This window comes from Pseudomonas sp. AC193 (assembly GCF_979258075.1).
The window spans coordinates 4,200,516-4,218,659 of sequence record NZ_OZ409832.1; the positions used below are offsets into that span (position 1 = coordinate 4,200,516).

12 protein-coding genes and 2 pseudogenes are annotated in these 18,144 nt (G+C 59.5%); 4 read left to right on the plus strand and 10 right to left on the minus strand.

What is annotated here, in order from left to right:
* Positions 1-979: 979 nt before the first annotated feature.
* Positions 980-1,291 carry a YqfO family protein gene (locus ACZZ0D_RS19035; protein ID WP_158830387.1) on the minus strand — a complete coding sequence of 104 codons (312 nt, stop codon included), beginning with the start codon at positions 1,289-1,291 and terminating at the stop codon, positions 980-982.
* 5 nt (positions 1,292-1,296) lie between these two features.
* A pseudogene (purL, locus tag ACZZ0D_RS19040) lies at positions 1,297-5,194 on the minus strand (phosphoribosylformylglycinamidine synthase).
* 285 nt (positions 5,195-5,479) lie between these two features.
* Between purL and mltF the strand changes: the two are divergent.
* Positions 5,480-6,940, plus strand: a complete 1,461-nt coding sequence (mltF, locus tag ACZZ0D_RS19045) for a membrane-bound lytic murein transglycosylase MltF (protein WP_082341386.1) — start codon at positions 5,480-5,482, stop codon at positions 6,938-6,940.
* Positions 6,941-7,023: 83 nt separating this feature from the next.
* Here mltF and pdxJ read toward each other — a convergent pair whose 3' ends face one another.
* From pdxJ to lptF, 8 genes and pseudogenes are all read right to left on the minus strand, one after another.
* Positions 7,024-7,770 (minus strand): pyridoxine 5'-phosphate synthase, encoded by a 747-nt coding sequence (gene pdxJ / locus ACZZ0D_RS19050; RefSeq protein ID WP_053117400.1) that lies wholly within the window; start codon positions 7,768-7,770, stop codon positions 7,024-7,026.
* A gap of 48 nt (positions 7,771-7,818) precedes the next feature.
* Complete coding sequence (gene recO, locus ACZZ0D_RS19055) at positions 7,819-8,508, minus strand: DNA repair protein RecO (RefSeq protein ID WP_053117398.1); 690 nt, start codon at positions 8,506-8,508, stop codon at positions 7,819-7,821.
* Between the two features lie 167 nt (positions 8,509-8,675).
* Positions 8,676-9,578, minus strand: a pseudogene (gene era / locus ACZZ0D_RS19060) (GTPase Era).
* Positions 9,571-10,260, minus strand: a complete 690-nt coding sequence (gene rnc / locus ACZZ0D_RS19065) for a ribonuclease III (RefSeq protein WP_053117395.1) — start codon at positions 10,258-10,260, stop codon at positions 9,571-9,573. Before rnc ends, era begins: the two are co-directional and overlap by 8 nt.
* A 183-nt stretch (positions 10,261-10,443) precedes the next feature.
* Positions 10,444-11,298: a signal peptidase I gene (gene lepB / locus ACZZ0D_RS19070; protein ID WP_053117392.1), complete on the minus strand. Its 855-nt coding sequence runs from the start codon at positions 11,296-11,298 to the stop codon at positions 10,444-10,446.
* 5 nt (positions 11,299-11,303) lie between these two features.
* Positions 11,304-13,103, minus strand: a complete 1,800-nt coding sequence (lepA, locus tag ACZZ0D_RS19075) for a translation elongation factor 4 (protein WP_016986097.1) — start codon at positions 13,101-13,103, stop codon at positions 11,304-11,306.
* A gap of 172 nt (positions 13,104-13,275) precedes the next feature.
* Positions 13,276-14,337 (minus strand): LPS export ABC transporter permease LptG, encoded by a 1,062-nt coding sequence (gene lptG, locus ACZZ0D_RS19080; RefSeq protein ID WP_053117389.1) that lies wholly within the window; start codon positions 14,335-14,337, stop codon positions 13,276-13,278.
* Positions 14,330-15,451 carry an LPS export ABC transporter permease LptF gene (gene lptF / locus ACZZ0D_RS19085; RefSeq protein ID WP_053117386.1) on the minus strand — a complete coding sequence of 374 codons (1,122 nt, stop codon included), beginning with the start codon at positions 15,449-15,451 and terminating at the stop codon, positions 14,330-14,332. The genes lptG and lptF overlap by 8 nt, the downstream gene beginning before the upstream one ends.
* Positions 15,452-15,759: 308 nt before the next feature.
* Here lptF and ACZZ0D_RS19090 point away from each other — a divergent pair, with 308 nt between their 5' ends.
* Genes ACZZ0D_RS19090 through ACZZ0D_RS19100 form a run of 3 tightly spaced genes read left to right on the plus strand, consistent with a single transcriptional unit; the run spans position 15,760 to position 18,143 of the window.
* Positions 15,760-17,250: a leucyl aminopeptidase gene (locus ACZZ0D_RS19090; protein ID WP_159813864.1), complete on the plus strand. Its 1,491-nt coding sequence runs from the start codon at positions 15,760-15,762 to the stop codon at positions 17,248-17,250.
* Positions 17,251-17,310: 60 nt separating this feature from the next.
* On the plus strand, positions 17,311-17,739 hold the full coding sequence (locus tag ACZZ0D_RS19095; RefSeq protein WP_463554010.1) for a DNA polymerase III subunit chi: 429 nt from the start codon (positions 17,311-17,313) through the stop codon (positions 17,737-17,739).
* A gap of 8 nt (positions 17,740-17,747) precedes the next feature.
* Complete coding sequence (locus ACZZ0D_RS19100) at positions 17,748-18,143, plus strand: DNA polymerase III subunit chi (RefSeq protein ID WP_282356431.1); 396 nt, start codon at positions 17,748-17,750, stop codon at positions 18,141-18,143.
* Position 18,144 lies beyond the last annotated feature (1 nt).

The following is an 18,144-nucleotide window of genomic DNA, read 5'->3' on the forward strand; positions in this document are numbered from 1 at the left end:
GCACATAGCCGCCATAAGGAATTGCTGACAGCGTTAACTGGCCGCAATTATGGGGGCACTTGTCTGGGGATCCAAATCGGGTATCTCACCTCCCGGTCGCTGAATTGGCAGCGACAGGCAAAGACTAGAGAGCGCGCGTCCGACGGACAACCTGAAAACCTTGTGGGAAGGTTCTGCTATTTCTACACATATCTAAACAGACCAAAGCAAACCCTCACCCTAGCCCTCTCCCAGAGGGAGAGGGGACTGACCGGGGTGTTTGGTGAATGTACGCCGACGTGAAATACCGAGTCGAATTCAGATCCTGACATAGATCAAAAGCCCCTCACTCCCCCCTCTCCCAGAGGGAGAGGGGACTGACCGAAGTGTTTGGTGGATCTACGCTGACGTGAAATACCGAGTCGAATTCAGATCCTGAAAAGCCCACAAATCGGCTCCCTCTCCCCCGGGAGAGGGCTGGGGTGAGGGGCGAATCCACTTCAAAACCAAAGCCGATCGCGCAGTGCTCCTCACCACTCAATAGGCCGAGTGTCAGCTCGCCTGCTCTTGATCTTGATCCACCGGCCCCGTCGGCAGGCTGAGTGGAGGGATTTATCCGGGGGTGGGAGCGCAGCGACCGTTTGGCGCAGCCAAATGCATCGAGAGGAGGTGCAGCGGAGCAAACCGGAGGCGATGCGCCCGGATGGATCCCGGAGCGAAGGCACCCCGAGCTTTAGCGAGCGGGCCGAACGTTGGGGCAAGCCTTTTTGGTTACTTTTGAGGCGTTTGTCAAAAGTGACCCGCCGTAAGGGCGGAACCCTGAGAAGCCGTTACCGCAGCAATGGATATGTACTCGGTCAGTCAGAACATTATTGCCTGAGCCGGCACCTTCGCGAGCAGGCTCGCTCCCACATTAAAAACACCATCGCGCAAAAAATCGGGGGCAACAAAAAACCCGCAGACGATCTCTCATCTGCGGGTTTCTTGTAATAAGCGGCTATCAGAAATCTTCCAGCCGCCACACCTCATAAGCCGGCGTCTCGTAGGGATGACTAAGCTTCAACGCCGCCACAACAGCAACAATCAATTCATCCACCACCACCAGCTCAACCTTCCATTCCTCAACCCGCTCAACCTGCCCCGCCTCACCAATGAACGGCTGACTGCCGTCCAAAGGTCGAAACTGGCCAGACCCAAGCACCTGCCAGGCACAGTGGTCATAGTCACCGATCCGCCCACCACCGGCAGCGAACACAGCCCCTTTGACCACCTCGACATGACTGTCAGGAACAAAAAACGCCAGCTTATACACGACGATCAATTAACCCAGACGCGTGCATTACGGAACATACGCATCCAAGGTGCGTCCTCGTTCCAGTCTTCCGAACGCCACGAGTTCTGCACGGCACGGAACACCCGCTCCGGGTGCGGCATCATGATCGTCACACGGCCATCACGGCTGGTGAGACCGGTAATCCCGCGCGGCGAACCGTTCGGGTTAGCCGGATACTTCTCGGTGACCTTGCCGTGGTTGTCGACGAAACGCATCGCCACGCAACCCGACAGATCAGCTTCCAGCAGTGCTTCTTCGCTGGAGAACTCGGCGTGACCTTCACCGTGAGCGATGGCGATCGGCATACGCGAACCGGCCATGCCCTGCAGGAAGATCGAGTTCGATTCCTGAATCTGCACCATCGCCACGCGCGCTTCGAACTGCTCGGAGCGGTTGCGCACGAAGTGCGGCCAGAATTCGCTGCCCGGGATCAGCTCGTGCAGGTTGGACATCATCTGGCAACCGTTGCACACGCCGAGGGTGAAGCTGTCGTTACGCTCGAAGAAACCCTGGAACGCATCGCGGGCACGGCTGTTGAACAATGCCGACTTGGCCCAGCCTTCACCGGCGCCGAGCACGTCGCCGTAGGAGAACCCACCGCACGCCACCAGACCTTTGAACTCGTTCAGGTCGACACGGCCGGCGAGAATGTCGCTCATGTGCACGTCGATCGCGTTGAAACCAGCGCGGTCGAACGCAGCGGCCATTTCCACCTGACCGTTGACGCCCTGCTCACGCAGCACGGCAACCTGTGGGCGAATGCCTTTCTTGATGTAAGGCGCGGCGATGTCCTGGTTGACGTCGTAGCTGAGCTTGACGCTCAGGCCCGGGTTGTCCTCTTCCAGCAGCACGTCGAATTCTTGCTCGGCGCAGTCGGCGTTGTCGCGCAGACGCTGGATCTGGTAGCTGGTTTCAGCCCAGGTGCGTTGCAGCAGACGACGCTGGCCTTCGAACACGGTGTCACCGTTGAAGGTGATGTTGATCTGGCCATTGTTGATCGGCTGACCGATCACCGACACGCAGTCGCCCAGACCGGCCGCGCTGAATTGCGCGAGGATGTCTGGCGTGGCGTCCTGACGAACCTGAATCACCGCACCCAGTTCTTCGTTGAACAGGATGGCGGCGATGTCGGCGGTGGTTTCTGCCAGACCGTCGAGGTTCAGGCTCAGACCGCAATGACCGGCGAAGGCCATTTCCACCACGGAGGTCAGCAGACCACCGTCGGAACGGTCGTGGTACGCCAGCAGGTGACCGTCGGCATTGAGGCCCTGGATCACCGCGAAGAAGGCTTTCAGGTCTTCAGCGTCATCAACGTCCGGCGCGTGTTTGCCGAGCTTGCCGTGGGTCTGTGCAAGGATCGAAGCACCCATACGGTTCTGACCGCGACCGAGGTCGATCAGGATCAGGTCGGTGGTGCCCTTGTCCATACGCAGTTCCGGGGTCAGGGTCTGACGGATGTCAGCCACTGGCGCGAAACCGGTCACGATCAGCGACATCGGCGAGGTCACGGTTTTTTCTTCGCCGTTATCGCTCCAACGGGTGGCCATGGACATCGAGTCCTTGCCCACCGGAATGGTGATACCCAGCTCAGGGCACAGTTCCATACCGACCGCTTTCACGGTGTCGTACAGACGCGCGTCTTCGCCCGGGTGGCCGGCAGCGGACATCCAGTTCGCCGACAGTTTGATGTCGGAGATCTTGTTGATGCGCGACGCGGCAATGTTGGTCAGGGTTTCGCCGATGGCCATGCGGCCCGACGCCGGGGCGTCCAGCAGAGCCAGCGGAGTGCGCTCGCCCATTGCCATCGCTTCACCGGTGTAAACGTCGAAACTGGTGGCGGTGACGGCAACGTCGGCCACCGGAACCTGCCACGGGCCGACCATTTGGTCACGGGCCACGAGGCCGGTGATGGTGCGGTCGCCGATGGTGATCAGGAAGCTCTTGCTCGCCACGGCCGGGTGATGCAGAACGCGTTCGATGGATTCACTGATGTCGAGGTTCGACGGATCGAAGTCATCGCCCATTTCAGCTTCGCGAACCACCGAGCGGTGCATGCGCGGGGCCTTGCCCAGCAACACTTCCAGTGGCATGTCCACCGGGTTGTTGCCGAAGTGGCTGTCGGTCACGGTCAGTTGCGGTTCAGCGGTGGCTTCACCAACAACGGCAAACGGGCAGCGCTCGCGTTCGCAGATCGCCTGGAAGCGCGCGAAGTCTTCAGGGCCGACGGCCAGAACGTAACGTTCCTGGGATTCGTTCGGACCAGATTTCGTGCGGGGCCATGCCCGGCTCGTCGTTTGGAATGTTGCGCAGTTCGAAACGGCCACCGCGGTCGCCGTCGTTGACCAGTTCCGGGAAGGCGTTGGACAGACCGCCCGCGCCGACGTCGTGGATGAAGCTGATCGGGTTTTTGTCACCCAGTTGCCAGCAACGGTCGATGACTTCCTGGCAACGACGCTCCATCTCAGGGTTTTCACGCTGTACGGAAGCGAAGTCGAGATCCGCCGAGCTGGTGCCGGTGGCCATCGAGGAAGCCGCGCCGCCGCCCAGACCGATCAACATCGCCGGGCCGCCGAGGACGATCAGCTTGGAGCCCACGACGATCTCGCCTTTCTTGACGTGCTCTTCGCGGATGTTGCCCATGCCGCCGGCCAACATGATCGGCTTGTGGTAACCACGAACTTCGTCACCGTGCGGGGTGGTGATCGACTGTTCGAAGGTACGGAAGTAGCCAGTCAGGGCTGGACGACCGAATTCGTTGTTGAACGCGGCGCCGCCGAGCGGGCCTTCGATCATGATGTCCAGGGCGGTAACGATGCGCTCAGGCTTGCCGTACGGCACTTCCCACGGCTGTTCGAAGCCCGGGATTTGCAGGTTCGATACGGTGAAACCGGTCAGGCCAGCCTTTGGCTTGGCGCCACGGCCGGTTGCACCTTCGTCACGGATTTCGCCGCCGGAACCGGTCGATGCACCCGGGAACGGAGCAATCGCGGTCGGGTGGTTGTGGGTTTCAACCTTCATCAGGATGTGCACCGGCTCCTGCACCGCGCCGTACTGGCGGGTCTCAGGGTTCGGGAAGAAACGGCCGGCGACGTTGCCGACGATCACCGAGGCGTTGTCCTTATAAGCCGACAGAACGCCTTCGCTGTGCATCACGTAGGTGTTCTTGATCATGCCGAACAGGCTTTTTTCCTGGTTCTCACCATCAATATCCCAACTGGCGTTGAAGATCTTGTGACGGCAGTGTTCGGAGTTGGCCTGGGCGAACATCATCAGTTCGATGTCGTGCGGGTTGCGCTTCAAACCGTTGAAGGCGTCGACCAGATAGTCGATCTCGTCTTCGGCCAGGGCCAGGCCCAGCTCGGTGTTGGCCTTTTCCAGCGCGGCACGACCGCCACCGAGGATGTCGATCGCGGTCAGCGGCTTCGGCTCGGCGTGGCTGAACAGACCGGCGGCCTGTTCAAGGTTGGCCAGCACGATCTGAGTCATGCGGTCATGCAGCACGTCGGCAATCTGCTGGGCTTCGGCTTCGCTGAACTGACCGGCCACGTAGAAGGCAATACCGCGCTCCAGACGCTGGATCTTGCTCAGGCCGCAGTTGCGGGCGATGTCGCTGGCCTTGCTCGACCATGGCGAGATGGTGCCGAAACGCGGCAACACCAGAAACAGACGACCGGTCGGCTCTTGTACCGGAACGCTTGGGCCGTACTTCAGAAGGCGCGCTAGCACCTGCTGTTCGTCGCCGGTCAGGACGCCGGTGACTTCGGCGAAGTGAGCGAATTCAGCATACAGGCCACTGACAGCTGGAACCTTCTGGCTCAGTTGCTCAAGGAGTTTGCTGTGGCGAAAGGCAGAAAGGGCAGGAGCGCCGCGCAGGATCAACATCTTCGGGACAGCCTCGGGAAGGGGTGTGCTTTGAGGCCGTGCATTCTAGCCTAAACCGCCCTCAACATCACCCGAAACGCTACGCACGGTTGCACTCGGGTATCAATCTGTGTTTCCGACTCCGGAGTCAGGTAAATCAGCGATCTGAGACCTGCTTATTTTTACTGTAACAAAAACCCGCGAAGCCCCATTCCTGCTGGGTTTAGTGCGGTTTTGTGACGGCCAGCAGAGTCATCCTGCACCGTCGAGATATGGCGCCAGTGGCCGTTTGCGTATACTGCGCACATGTTTTTCCCAACGGCTTTGCGTCCGCGGTACGCCAAATGGCTGATCGCAACCGGACTCTTCCTGATGCTCAGTGGCTGTGTTGATAAACCCAACACGCTGGAGCGCATAAAGGAGGATGGTGTGCTGCGCGTGATTACACGCAACAGCCCCGCCACCTACTTCCAGGATCGCAGCGGTGAAACCGGCTTCGAATACGAGCTGGTGAAGCGTTTCGCCGACGATTTGGGGGTCGAGCTGAAGATCGAGACCGCTGACAACCTCGACGACCTTTTCAATCAGATCGGCAAACCCAACGGCCCGGTACTCGCCGCCGCCGGGCTGGTCAGCAGTGAGCATCGCAAGCAACAGGTGCGTTTCTCCCACTCTTATTTAGAAGTCACCCCGCAGATCATTTATCGCAACGGCCAGTCGCGCCCTACCGACGCCGGCGATCTGGTAGGCAAGAAGATCATGGTGCTCAAGGGCAGCACCCACGCCGAGCAACTGGCGGAGCTGAAAAAGAAATTCCCCGGCATTGAATATGAAGAATCCGACGCGGTTGAAGTGGTCGATCTGCTGCGCATGGTCGATGAAGGCCAGATCGACCTGACCCTCGTCGATTCCAACGAAGTGGCGATGAACCAGGTGTACTTCACCAACATCCGCGTCGCCTTCGACCTTGGCGATGCCAGCAACCAGAGCTGGGCCGTGGCCCCGGGCGAAGACAACAGTCTGCTCAACGAGATCAACGCGTATCTGGACAAGGTGCAAAAGAATGGCACCCTGCAACGCTTGAAAGATCGCTACTACGGCCACGTTGACGTGCTTGGCTACATGGGCGCCACGACCTTCGCCCAGCACTTGCAGCAGCGCCTGCCGAAGTACGAACAGCACTTCAAGAATTACGCGAAAAAAGAGAAAGTCGACTGGCGCCTGCTGGCGGCGATCGGTTATCAGGAATCGCTGTGGCAGCCGACCGTCACCTCGAAAACCGGTGTGCGCGGGCTGATGATGCTGACGCAAAACACCGCGCAGGCGATGGGCGTGTCGAACCGACTTGATCCGAAGCAGAGCATCATGGGCGGCGCCAAGTACCTGGCTTATATGAAGGATCAGCTCGACGATTCGATCAAGGAACCGGATCGCACGTGGTTCGCCCTCGCGGCGTACAACGTCGGCAGCGGCCACCTCGATGACGCGCGCAAACTGACCGCCAAAGAAGGTTTGAACCCGGACAAGTGGCTGGACGTGAAGAAGATCCTGCCGCGTCTGGCGCAGAAACAGTGGTACAGCAAAACCCGCTATGGCTACGCCCGTGGCGGCGAACCGGTGCATTTTGTGGCGAACATTCGTCGTTATTACGACATTCTGACCTGGGTGACGCAGCCGCAGCTTGAGGGTGATCAAGTGGCTGAGGGCAATCTGCATGTGCCTGGCATCGACAAGTCAAAACCCGCTCAAGAACCTGCCCCGCTTTGAAGCAAAAGATCGCAGCCTTCGGCAGCTCCTACAGGGATACACATTCCAATGTAGGAGCTGCCGAAGGCTGCGGTCTTTTGATCTTAGCCCTTGAGCGCAGCAGCCAGTATCAGCGCTTTCATCTCGGACACAGCGGACTTGAAGCCCACGAACAACGCATGCGCCACCAGCGCATGGCCGATGTTCAGCTCGTTGATCCCTTTGATCGCCGCCACCGCCTCAACGTTGTGGTAATGCAGGCCATGGCCGGCATTGACGATTAAACCCTGCGCCAAACCAAACGCCACGCCATCCGCAACGCGCTTCAGCTCCTCAGCCACTTCCGTCGGGGTTTCAGCATCGGCATAACGCCCGGTGTGCAGCTCGATCGCCGGTGCGCCAACGCGCTTCGACGCCGCAATCTGCCGCTCATCAGCATCGATGAACAGCGACACTTCGCTGCCAATCTTCGACAGACGCTCAACCGCAGCCTTGATCCGTTCTTCCTGCCCCGCCACATCCAGACCACCTTCAGTGGTCAGTTCCTGACGGGTTTCCGGCACCAGGCAGATGTGCGCCGGACGAATGCGCTCAGCGAACGCCATCATTTCTTCGGTGATGCCCATTTCGAAGTTCATGCGGGTTTGCAGCACATCCTTGAGCAGCAGTACGTCGCGCTCCTGAATGTGCCGGCGGTCTTCACGCAGGTGAACAGTGATGCCATCAGCGCCCGCCTCTTCCGCGTCCAGCGCAGCCTTGACCGGATCCGGGTAGCGCGTACCACGGGCCTGACGCAGGGTGGCGACGTGGTCGATGTTCACGCCAAGAAGAATGCGATTGCTGGTGGTCACGGGTGCGCGCTCCTGAAGAAAAAGATTCGGCGCACAGCATACACGGGGCTAGGGCTTGCGAAACAGCTCGCGACTAACGAGAGGACGGCCGCCCAAGTGGACGGCGAGGGCTTGGCGCATCAGGCGCTTGGCTGCGGACAGTGCGCCCGGTGCAGTCCAGTCGGCTTCGGCCATGGCCAGCAATTCGACGCCGTTGAACAGGCCGGGTTGCAGCAGAAAAACGCGCTCCAGGCCGGCATCCACTTGCAGGCGATAGAGGCCGTCTTCGGCTATCGGTTCGCCGTGGATATCGGTGTTCAGCGAGAAACCGTAGCCAAGATCGTCGAGCAAGCGCCATTCGAATGAGCGCAGCAGCGGCTCCAGCGGACGGCCCTCAGCCAATGCCAGCAAGGTCGCGGCGTAGTGATCGAATACACCGGGGTGTGGATCCTCAGCAGGGAGCAAACGGATCAGCAGTTCATTGAGATAGAGACCGCTGAACAGCGCCTCACCGTTGAGCCACGCCGAAGTGCCGGCACTTTCCATGCGCCCGACATTCTTCAACTCACCCTTGCCGCGAAACTCGACTTCCAGCGACACGAACGGCCGCGCCAACGTCCCGGCCTTGCCCCGCGCACTGCGCAACACCGCCCGCAGCCGACCTTGCGGCGTGAGGAAATCCACCAGCGCACTGGTTTCACGGTAGGCGCGCGAGTGCAGGACGTAGGCGGGTTGGGCGGGAGGTGGGTTTGAGGACATGGAACTCTCATGGGAAAAGCGCGATTTTATATTCACCCCAAAACCACTGTGGGAGCGAGCTTGCTCGCGAATTCGGTGTGACAGTCAACATCGATGCTGAATGTTACATCCTCTTCGCGAGCAAGCTCGCTCCCACAGGTTTCTTCGGTGTTGCGACAACCGCGTGTTTACAGGTCGCCGTAACCCAGCGAACGCAGTGCACGCTCGTCGTCGGACCAGCCGCCCTTCACCTTCACCCACAGGTTGAGCATGATCTTGGAGTCGAACAGCAGCTCCATGTCCTTGCGCGCTTCGGTACCGATGCGTTTGATGCGCTCGCCCTTGTCGCCAATGATGATCTTCTTCTGACCGTCACGTTCAACGAGGATCAAGGCGTGGATGTGCAGGGTTTTGCCCTGCTGCTTGAACTCTTCGATCTCGACGGTGATCTGGTACGGCAGCTCGGCGCCCATCTGGCGCATGATTTTCTCGCGCACCAGTTCGGCGGCGAGGAAACGGCTGCTGCGGTCGGTGATCTGGTCTTCCGGGAAGAAGTGATCGTTCTCCGGCAGGTGATCGGCGATGACTTTTTCCAGCGCGTCGAGGTTGTGCCCGTGCTGTGCGGAAATCGGAATGATCTGCGCGTTCGGCAGTTGTTCCTGCAACCAGCTCAGGTGCGGCATCAGCTCGGCTTTGTCTTCGATGCGATCGGTCTTGTTCAGCGCGACGATCAGCGGGCCGGTCACGTACTGCACGCGTTCCAGCACCATCTGGTCTTCGTCGGTTCACTTGGTGCGGTCAACGACGAAGATCACCACGTCGACGTCTTTCAACGCGGCCGAAGCGGTTTTGTTCATGTAACGGTTCAGGGCCTTTTCGCCACCCTTGTGCATGCCCGGGGTGTCGACGTAGATCGCTTGCACGTCACCCTCGGTTTTGATCCCGAGCATATTGTGGCGAGTGGTCTGCGGCTTGCGCGAAGTGATCGCGAGCTTCTGGCCGAGGATGTGATTGAGCAGCGTCGACTTACCGACGTTGGGACGGCCGACGATGGCAACATAGCCACAGCGAGTTGCGTTTGTATCAGTCATTGCCATTCTCCACGCCCAGGGCAATCAGTGCTGCAGCGGCCGCTACCTGTTCGGCAATACGACGGCTGACACCCTGACCTCGGCTTTTTTCATTCAGTAAGACAACTTCGCACTCGACGAAGAAGGTTCGGCAGTGCGGCTCGCCCTGGATATCCACCACTTCGTAGCGTGGCAAATCGCAACCGCGCGATTGCAGGTGTTCCTGCAGGCGGGTTTTCGGATCCTTGTTGGTGTCGACCAGGGTCAGACCTTCGAACTCGCCAGCGAGCCAGGCCAGGACGCGTTCGCGCGCCATGTCCATACCGGCATCGAGGTAGATCGCGCCGATCAAGGCTTCGAGGGCATCGGCCAGAATCGATTCGCGACGGAAACCGCCGCTCTTCAGTTCACCGGAACCCAGTCGCAAGTAGTCGCCAAGGTCGAAACCGCGCGCCAGTACGGCCAGCGTCTCACCTTTTACCAGACGTGCGCGCAAACGCGACAATTGGCCTTCGCGGGCCAGCGGGAAGCGATCGAACAACGCCTCGCCAGCGACGAAGTTGAGGATGGCATCGCCGAGGAATTCCAGGCGTTCGTTGTTGCGCCCGGCAAAACTGCGGTGCGTGAGGGCCAGCAGCATCAGCTCCTGATCCTTGAAGGTGTAACCGAGCTGTCGCTCGAGACGGCTTAATGAGGCGCTCACGGTTTACCCACGCTGTGTTCAAAGCTGGATTCCACCGCCATCGCCGGGGTACGGCGCGGGCCTGGGACAATTAACGCTGTGTTCAAAAATTACATCCTGAATATCGTTGGCTTCATGCCCCGGAGCCGATTGTGTCGACGCCAGAAATGCATTCGGCGCTGTGTTCAACAGCGCCGTGTGTGATTACTTGATCAGGCCAACCCGCGAGAAATTCGGCAGGTGACTGAGTTTCGGTTCCGGCCAGCTCATCCAGACCGCGAAGGCCTTGCCGACGATATTCTGGTCGGGAACCATGCCCAGCAGATCCTTGGGAATCTTTGGATCATCCCAGTAGCGACTGTCGTTCGAGTTGTCGCGGTTGTCGCCCATCATGAAGTAGTGCCCGGCAGGCACTGTCCACGAACGATCCGGGGTGGCGCGGTAGCGGCTCATTTCCTTGCGGATCAGGTGCTCGGCAGCGCCGAGTTTTTCCTTATAGAGCTCGGCACTGCCCAGGGTGCCCGGCTCGGAGCCGATCATCTGCTCGGCAATCGACTCGCCGTTGACGAACAGATGCTTGTCAGCGGTGTAGCGAATCGTGTCGCCCGGCAGGCCGACTACACGCTTGATGTAATTGACGTTCGGGTCGCTCGGGTAGCGGAACACCATGACATCGCCACGCTGTGGGTCACCGACTTCGATGATTTTCTTGTCGATCACCGGCAGGCGGATCCCGTAAGAAAACTTGTTCACCAGAATGAAGTCGCCGACGTCCAGGGTTGGCTTCATCGAACCGGACGGGATCTGGAACGGTTCCACGAGGAACGAACGCAGCACCAGCACGATGAACAACACCGGGAAGAACGACTTGCCGTATTCAACCAGCAGCGGCTCTTTGTTGAGTTTCTCGACCACCACGACATCTGGCTGACCGACACTGCCCTGATAAGAGGCAATGGCGGCACGCCGACGCGGTGCAAGGATCAACAGATCAAGCAACGCCAACAGGCCGCAGACGAACACGGCGATGACCAGCAACAGCGGGAAATTTAGTGACATAGGACCTAACTATCCAACCTGAGCACTGCAAGGAAGGCTTCTTGTGGAATTTCCACGTTGCCGACCTGCTTCATGCGTTTTTTACCGGCCTTCTGCTTTTCAAGCAGTTTTTTCTTACGGCTAACGTCACCGCCGTAGCACTTGGCCAATACGTTCTTTCTGAGCGCCTTGACGGTTGTCCGTGCCACGATCTGACCGCCAATGGCGGCCTGAATCGCCACGTCGAACATCTGACGAGGAATCAGTTCTTTCATCTTCTCGGTCAACTGGCGACCTTTGTAGTGCGAGTTGTCACGGTGCACGATCAGCGCCAGAGCGTCGACCTTGTCGCCGTTGATCAGCACGTCCAGTTTCACCAGATTAGCTGATTGGTAACGATCGAAATGGTAATCCAGCGAAGCATAGCCGCGGCTGGTGGATTTGAGACGGTCGAAGAAGTCGAGCACCACTTCGTTCATCGGCAAGTCGTAAGTGACCTGCACCTGATTGCCGAGGAACAGCATGTCGACTTGTACGCCACGCTTCTCGATGCACAGGGTGATGACGTTACCCAAGTGTTCCTGCGGCACCAGGATATTGGCGCGCACGATTGGCTCGCGCATGTCTTCGATCGACGACACATCCGGAAGCTTGGATGGGTTGTCGACGTAAATTGTTTCACCGGTCTTCAAAACCAGTTCGAAAATTACCGTTGGCGCGGTGGTGATCAGGTCCAGGTCGTACTCGCGCTCGAGGCGCTCCTGGATGATTTCCATGTGCAGCATGCCGAGGAAGCCGCAACGGAAGCCGAAGCCCAGTGCGTCGGAGCTTTCCGGGGTGTATTGCAGCGACGAGTCGTTGAGGGTCAGCTTCTGCAACGCTTCGCGGAAATCCTCGAAGTCATCGGAGCTGACCGGGAACAGACCGGCGTAAACCTGCGGCTGGATGCGTTTGAAGCCGGGCAGCACTTCAACATCCGGGGTCGAGCTCAGGGTCAGGGTGTCACCGACCGGTGCACCGTGAATGTCTTTGATGCTGGCGATGATGAAGCCTACTTCGCCGGCCTTCAGGTCAGCAGTAGCGGTGTGCTTCGGGTTGAACACGCCCACGCTGTCGACCAGATGGATCTTGCCGGTGGACTTGACGAGGATCTTGTCGCCCTTCTTCACGCGGCCATGACGCACACGCACCAGGGAGACAACGCCCAGGTAGTTGTCGAACCAGGAGTCGATGATCAACGCTTGCAGCGGATCTTCGATGTTGCCGGTCGGCGCAGGAATGGTGTGCACCAGACGCTCGAGCACTTCGTCGACACCCAGGCCGGTTTTGGCGCTGCAGGTGACGGCGTCGGTGGCATCGATGCCGATGATCTTCTCGATTTCGTCTTTGACGCGATCAGGATCAGCCTGTGGCAAGTCGATCTTGTTCAGCACCGGCATGACCTCAAGGCCCTGCTCGATGGCGGTGTAGCAGTTGGCCACGGACTGGGCTTCAACACCTTGACCGGCGTCGACCACCAGCAGTGCACCTTCACACGCGGCCAGGGAACGGCTGACTTCGTAGGTGAAGTCGACGTGGCCCGGGGTGTCAATGAAGTTCAGCTGGTACTTGATACCGTCTTTGGCGGTGTAGTACAGGGTAACGCTGTGGGCCTTGATGGTGATCCCGCGTTCACGTTCCAGATCCATGGAATCCAGTACCTGGGCTTCCATTTCACGCTCGGCCAGGCCGCCGCACATCTGGATGAAGCGATCGGCCAGCGTCGACTTGCCATGGTCAATGTGGGCGATGATGGAGAAATTGCGGATATGACTCAAATCACTCACGGATCAACACTCAAAAAGGCTGCAGGCATAGCCCGCCGAAAAATAGCCGGGAATTGTACCTGATACACGGCGCAAGCGTCACGTTCACCTGTCACCCGGATTGCATGCAAAAACGCCCCGGTCTGTCGACCGAGGCGTTTTCGAGGTTAAAACACTGGCAAAACCGGCGGCATCAACCGGCCCGTCTCAGCAGCCAGACACCGAGCAGCGCACACACGCCGGCCGGCACCAGCACCGCAAACAGCGGCGAGAAACCGAACACCAGGCTCGAAGGGCCGAGCAAATCCTGGACGATGCGGAAGGTGAAGCCGACCAGCACACCGGTGAACACACGCTGACCAAGGGTCACGGAACGCAGCGGGCCGAAGATGAACGAGATCGCCATCAACACCAACGCAGCAGTCACCAGCGGCTGCAACACCTTGACCCAAAACGCTAGCCAATAACGGCCGTTGCTCAGGCCTTGTTCAGACAGATAGTGGATGTAACCCCACAGACCGCTGATCGACAGCGATTCCGGCGCCATCACCACCGTGCTGAGCAACTGCGGGCTCAGGGATACGTCCCAACGCTCGGCCGGCACATTGACCACTTCGGTTCTGCGCTCATGGAAAACCGTGGTGGTGACACCGCTAAGCTGCCAGTGATCTTTGTCGAATTCTGCTTTTTTGGCGAAGCTCGAACTCAGCAGATGACGCTCTTTGTCGAAGTGATAACGGGTCACGCCGTACAGCAAACCGTTGGGTTGAACGGCGTTGATGTGGATGAACTCTTCACCCTGACGGTGCCACATACCGTGCTTGGCACTTTGCGCATCGCCGCTGCCCTGAGCCAGCGAGCGATTGGCCTGAGCCATGCTTTCGGTGGCCGGCGCGACGTATTCGCCGATCAGCAAACCGGCCAGCATCAGCACCAGCATCGGCTTCATCACCGCCCAGACAATGCGCCCGATCGATACACCAGCGGCACGCATGACCGTCAATTCGCTGCTGCTGGCCAGACTGCCGAGACCGATCAGACAGCCGATCAACGCGGCCATCGGCAGCATTTCGTAGAGACGGCGCGGCGCGGTGAGCATCACGAAGCTCAGCACATCCATCAGCGTGTAGGTGTCGCTGACGTCGCTCATTTCATCGATAAAAGCGAACAACGTCGCCAGACCCAGAATGATCGCCAGCACGGCGATGATCGCCATAAACACGCTGCTGCCGATGTAGCGGTCGAGTTTAACCACGGGCCACCTCCAGCGCAGCGCTGCGACGGCTGGCCATCTTCAAGCGTAGAGGCTCCCAATAGAGCAGGCCGAGACCGATAAACAGGAAGATCGCGTGCACCCACCACAACCCGAGGGTCGGCGGGATCTTGCCTTTTTCGAGGGCGCCACGGGCGGCAATCAGGATGGTCAGGTAAGCCATATAAAGAAGAATCGCCGGCAGCAGCTTGAGGAAACGCCCTTGACGCGGATTGACCCGCGACAGCGGCACCGCCATCAGGGTCACGATAAACACCAGCAGCGGCAGGGAAAGACGCCATTGCAGTTCGGTTTTGGAGCGGATGTCATCACTTCCAAGCAAGGCTGAGGTCGGCATGGCGTCACGGTCGGTGACTTCTTCACTGACTTCCGGCTTGGGCAACTGCACACCGTAGGTTTCGTAATGCACCGCACGATAATCCGCCTGACCCGGGCTGCCGTCATAGCGGTAACCGTTTTTGAGGATCAGGTAGCGGGTGCCGTCCTTGCGGCTCTCTTGGAGACCTGACTCGGCCACCAGAATGGAAATCCCGCGATCCTTCTTGTCGGCACCGAGGTTTTTCTGCGAAATGAACACGCCGCCCAGATTGATCCGGTCGTCGGTCAGGGTTTCGGTGTACGTCACCCGCGTACCGTCGCGCAGCGCCTGGAAGCGACCCGGTTCGAGGGTGTCGAATTCGGTCAGCGCATCCTGCTTGTTCAGCAGCAACTGAAACTGGTTGGCGCCTTGCGGGGCCAAGCCCAGGCTCAGCCATGCCACCACCAACGCCACCAGGGTCGCCGGGAACAGGGTCATGCGAAACAGCTTCTGCTGGCTCATGCCGGTGGCCGAGAGCACGGTCATTTCGCTTTCGAGGTACAGGCGACCGTAGGCCAGCAGGATCCCGAGGAACAGACCCAGCGGCAGAATCAGTTGCAGGAACCCCGGCAGACGAAAGCCCATGATCAGGAACAACGAGCCCGGATCGAGCTGGCCGGCAGCGGCCTGAGCCAGATATTTGATGAAGCGACCGCTCATGATGATGACCAGCAGCACGGCACTCACGGCGCTGAGGGTCAGCAGGACTTCGCGGGACAGATAACGGAAGACGATCAAACCAGACACTCCAGGGTTGTCAGGCTAAGGCGGCCAAACAAGCAAACACACCGACCGGCCCGCAACGCAGAGCCGTCGGAAAAAGATGCGGCATTATCCTGTGATTGGGGGCGCCTGTCACTGCGCACACTCATCCATGTCTGTAATCCGTTGCAGATCGTACAACCGAGGGTTGTCAGGCGCGGGGAGCGAGGTTCAAACTGCGGCCCTTGTCGCAGGCTTTGGCCTGCGCCTCTTCTATTTATAAGCAGGCGACTGCGGACACCGTCGAACGCCTGCATGTTGACCATTCATTCAGGGATCCGGACATGGAACTGGTTGTAAAAAGCGTTAGCCCAGAAACGTTGAAAACCGCCACCCTGGTGGTTGCCGTCGGCGAAGGCCGCAAACTCGGCGCCGCCGCCAAACAGGTCGACGAACTGAGCGGTGGCGCGATCAGCGCCGTCCTCAAGCGTGGCGATCTGGCCGGCAAAGTCGGTCAAAGCCTGCTGCTGCACAGCCTGCCTAACCTCAAAGCCGAGCGCGTGCTGCTGGTTGGCGTGGGCAAGGATGAAGAACTGGGCGACCGTCCGTTCCGCAAAATCGTTGCCGGTATCCTCAATACTCTGAAAGGCCTGAACGGCAGCGACGCCGTGCTGGCGCTGGATGAAGTTATTGTTAAAAACCGCGACAGCTACGGCAAAACCCGACTGCTGGCGGAAACCCTGGTGGACGGCGAATACACTTTCGACCAGTTCAAAAGCCAGAAAGCCGAACCGCGCGCGCTGAAGAAAATCACCCTGCTGACCATCAAGGCTGCCCAGGCTGAAGTGCAGCGCGCCGTGAATCACGCCACCGCGATCGCCAACGGTATGGCCTTCACCCGTGATCTGGGCAACCTGCCACCGAACATCTGCCACCCGACCTTCCTTGGCGAACAAGCCAAAAACCTGGGCAAAGAATTCAAGGATCTGAAGGTCGAAGTCCTCGACGAGAAGAAGATCAAATCTTTGGGCATGGGTTCTTTCTACGCCGTCGGCCAAGGCAGCGAGCAACCGCCACGTCTGATCGTCATGCAATACAACGGCGGCAAGAAATCCGAGAAGCCGTACGCACTGGTCGGCAAAGGCATCACTTTCGACACCGGCGGCATCAGCCTGAAGCCGGGCGCCGGCATGGACGAAATGAAGTACGACATGGGCGGCGCTGCCTCGGTGTTCGGTACCCTGCGCGCCGTGCTTGAGCTGAAACTGCCGATCAACCTGGTGTGCATCCTCGCTTGCGCGGAAAACATGCCGAGCGGCAACGCGACCCGTCCAGGCGACATTGTCACCACCATGAGCGGCCAGACCGTGGAAATCCTCAACACCGACGCCGAAGGCCGTCTGGTGCTGTGCGACGCGCTGACCTACTCCGAGCGCTTCAAGCCACAAGCGGTGATCGACATCGCCACCCTGACCGGCGCTTGCGTCGTCGCACTGGGTGCGCACACCTCGGGTCTGCTGGGCAACAACGACGAACTGATCGGCCAACTGCTCAGCGCTGGCCAGGCTGCTGACGACCGCGCCTGGCAACTGCCGCTGTTCGACGAGTACCAGGAGCAACTGGACAGCCCGTTCGCCGACATCGCCAACATTGGCGGCCCGAAAGCTGGCACCATCACAGCGGCATGCTTCCTGTCGCGCTTCACCAAGAACCTCAACTGGGCGCACCTGGACATCGCGGGCACCGCATGGACCAGTGGCGGCAAGGACAAGGGCGCCACTGGCCGCCCGGTGCCTCTGCTGACCCAGTACCTGCTCGATCGCGCCAAAGCCTGAACCCGTTGATGGGCGGCGGCGTCACTTTCCGGTGACGCCGCTTGCCGTTCTGGAACCGCAATGACCAAAGTCGACTTCTATATCTTGCCCAGCGCCGACCCATCGGCTCGTCTGGATTTTGCCTGCAAGCTCACCGAGAAAGCCTGGCGCATGGGCCACCGCATCTACCTGCATTGCGGCGATGCCGCTCAGCGTGACGATCTCGATGCGCGCCTGTGGGCGTTCAAGGGCGAGAGCTTCGTGCCGCATGGCCCTGCCGACACCGAGCCGGACGGCTTGATCGTGCTGGGACTGGGCGATGACTGCGGTCAGCATCAGGATTTGCTGGTCAACCTCGACCTGAAAGTCCCGGCCTTCGCCAACAAGTTCGCCCGGGTGGCGGAAGTGGTGGTCGAAGACCCGACGATTCGTGCCGCGGCGCGGGAGAGTTTTCGCTTCTACCGCGAACAGGGCTATCCTCTGCAAGATCACCGTTTACAGCGACTCTGAGCATTCCAATGGACACTCCGAAACCGCAGCAAAAGCCGACACACCTGCTCGACGATCTCGAATCGATCCGTCAGTTGCTCGGCGACGACAACCTGCAACCACCGCTGTTGACCGATACGGTCGATGAAGGTGAACAGGAACAGATTCCGATGTTGTTCGAAGCGGTTGGCAATGAACCGCAAGCCGTCGAACCGCAACCTGCGCCAACGCCCGCACCGTCCGCGCAACCTGCGGCAGCGGTGAATAAAGGCCCGGACGCCCTGCTCCACCTTGACAGCGAACTGCGCGCCGCTGCGCAATTGATCATGCAAGACGTGATCGACGACTTCGCGCCGCACATCGAAACCGAAATCAAACGGCGCCTCGATGCGCGGATGGAAAGGCTGCTCAGCCAATACGAATAAG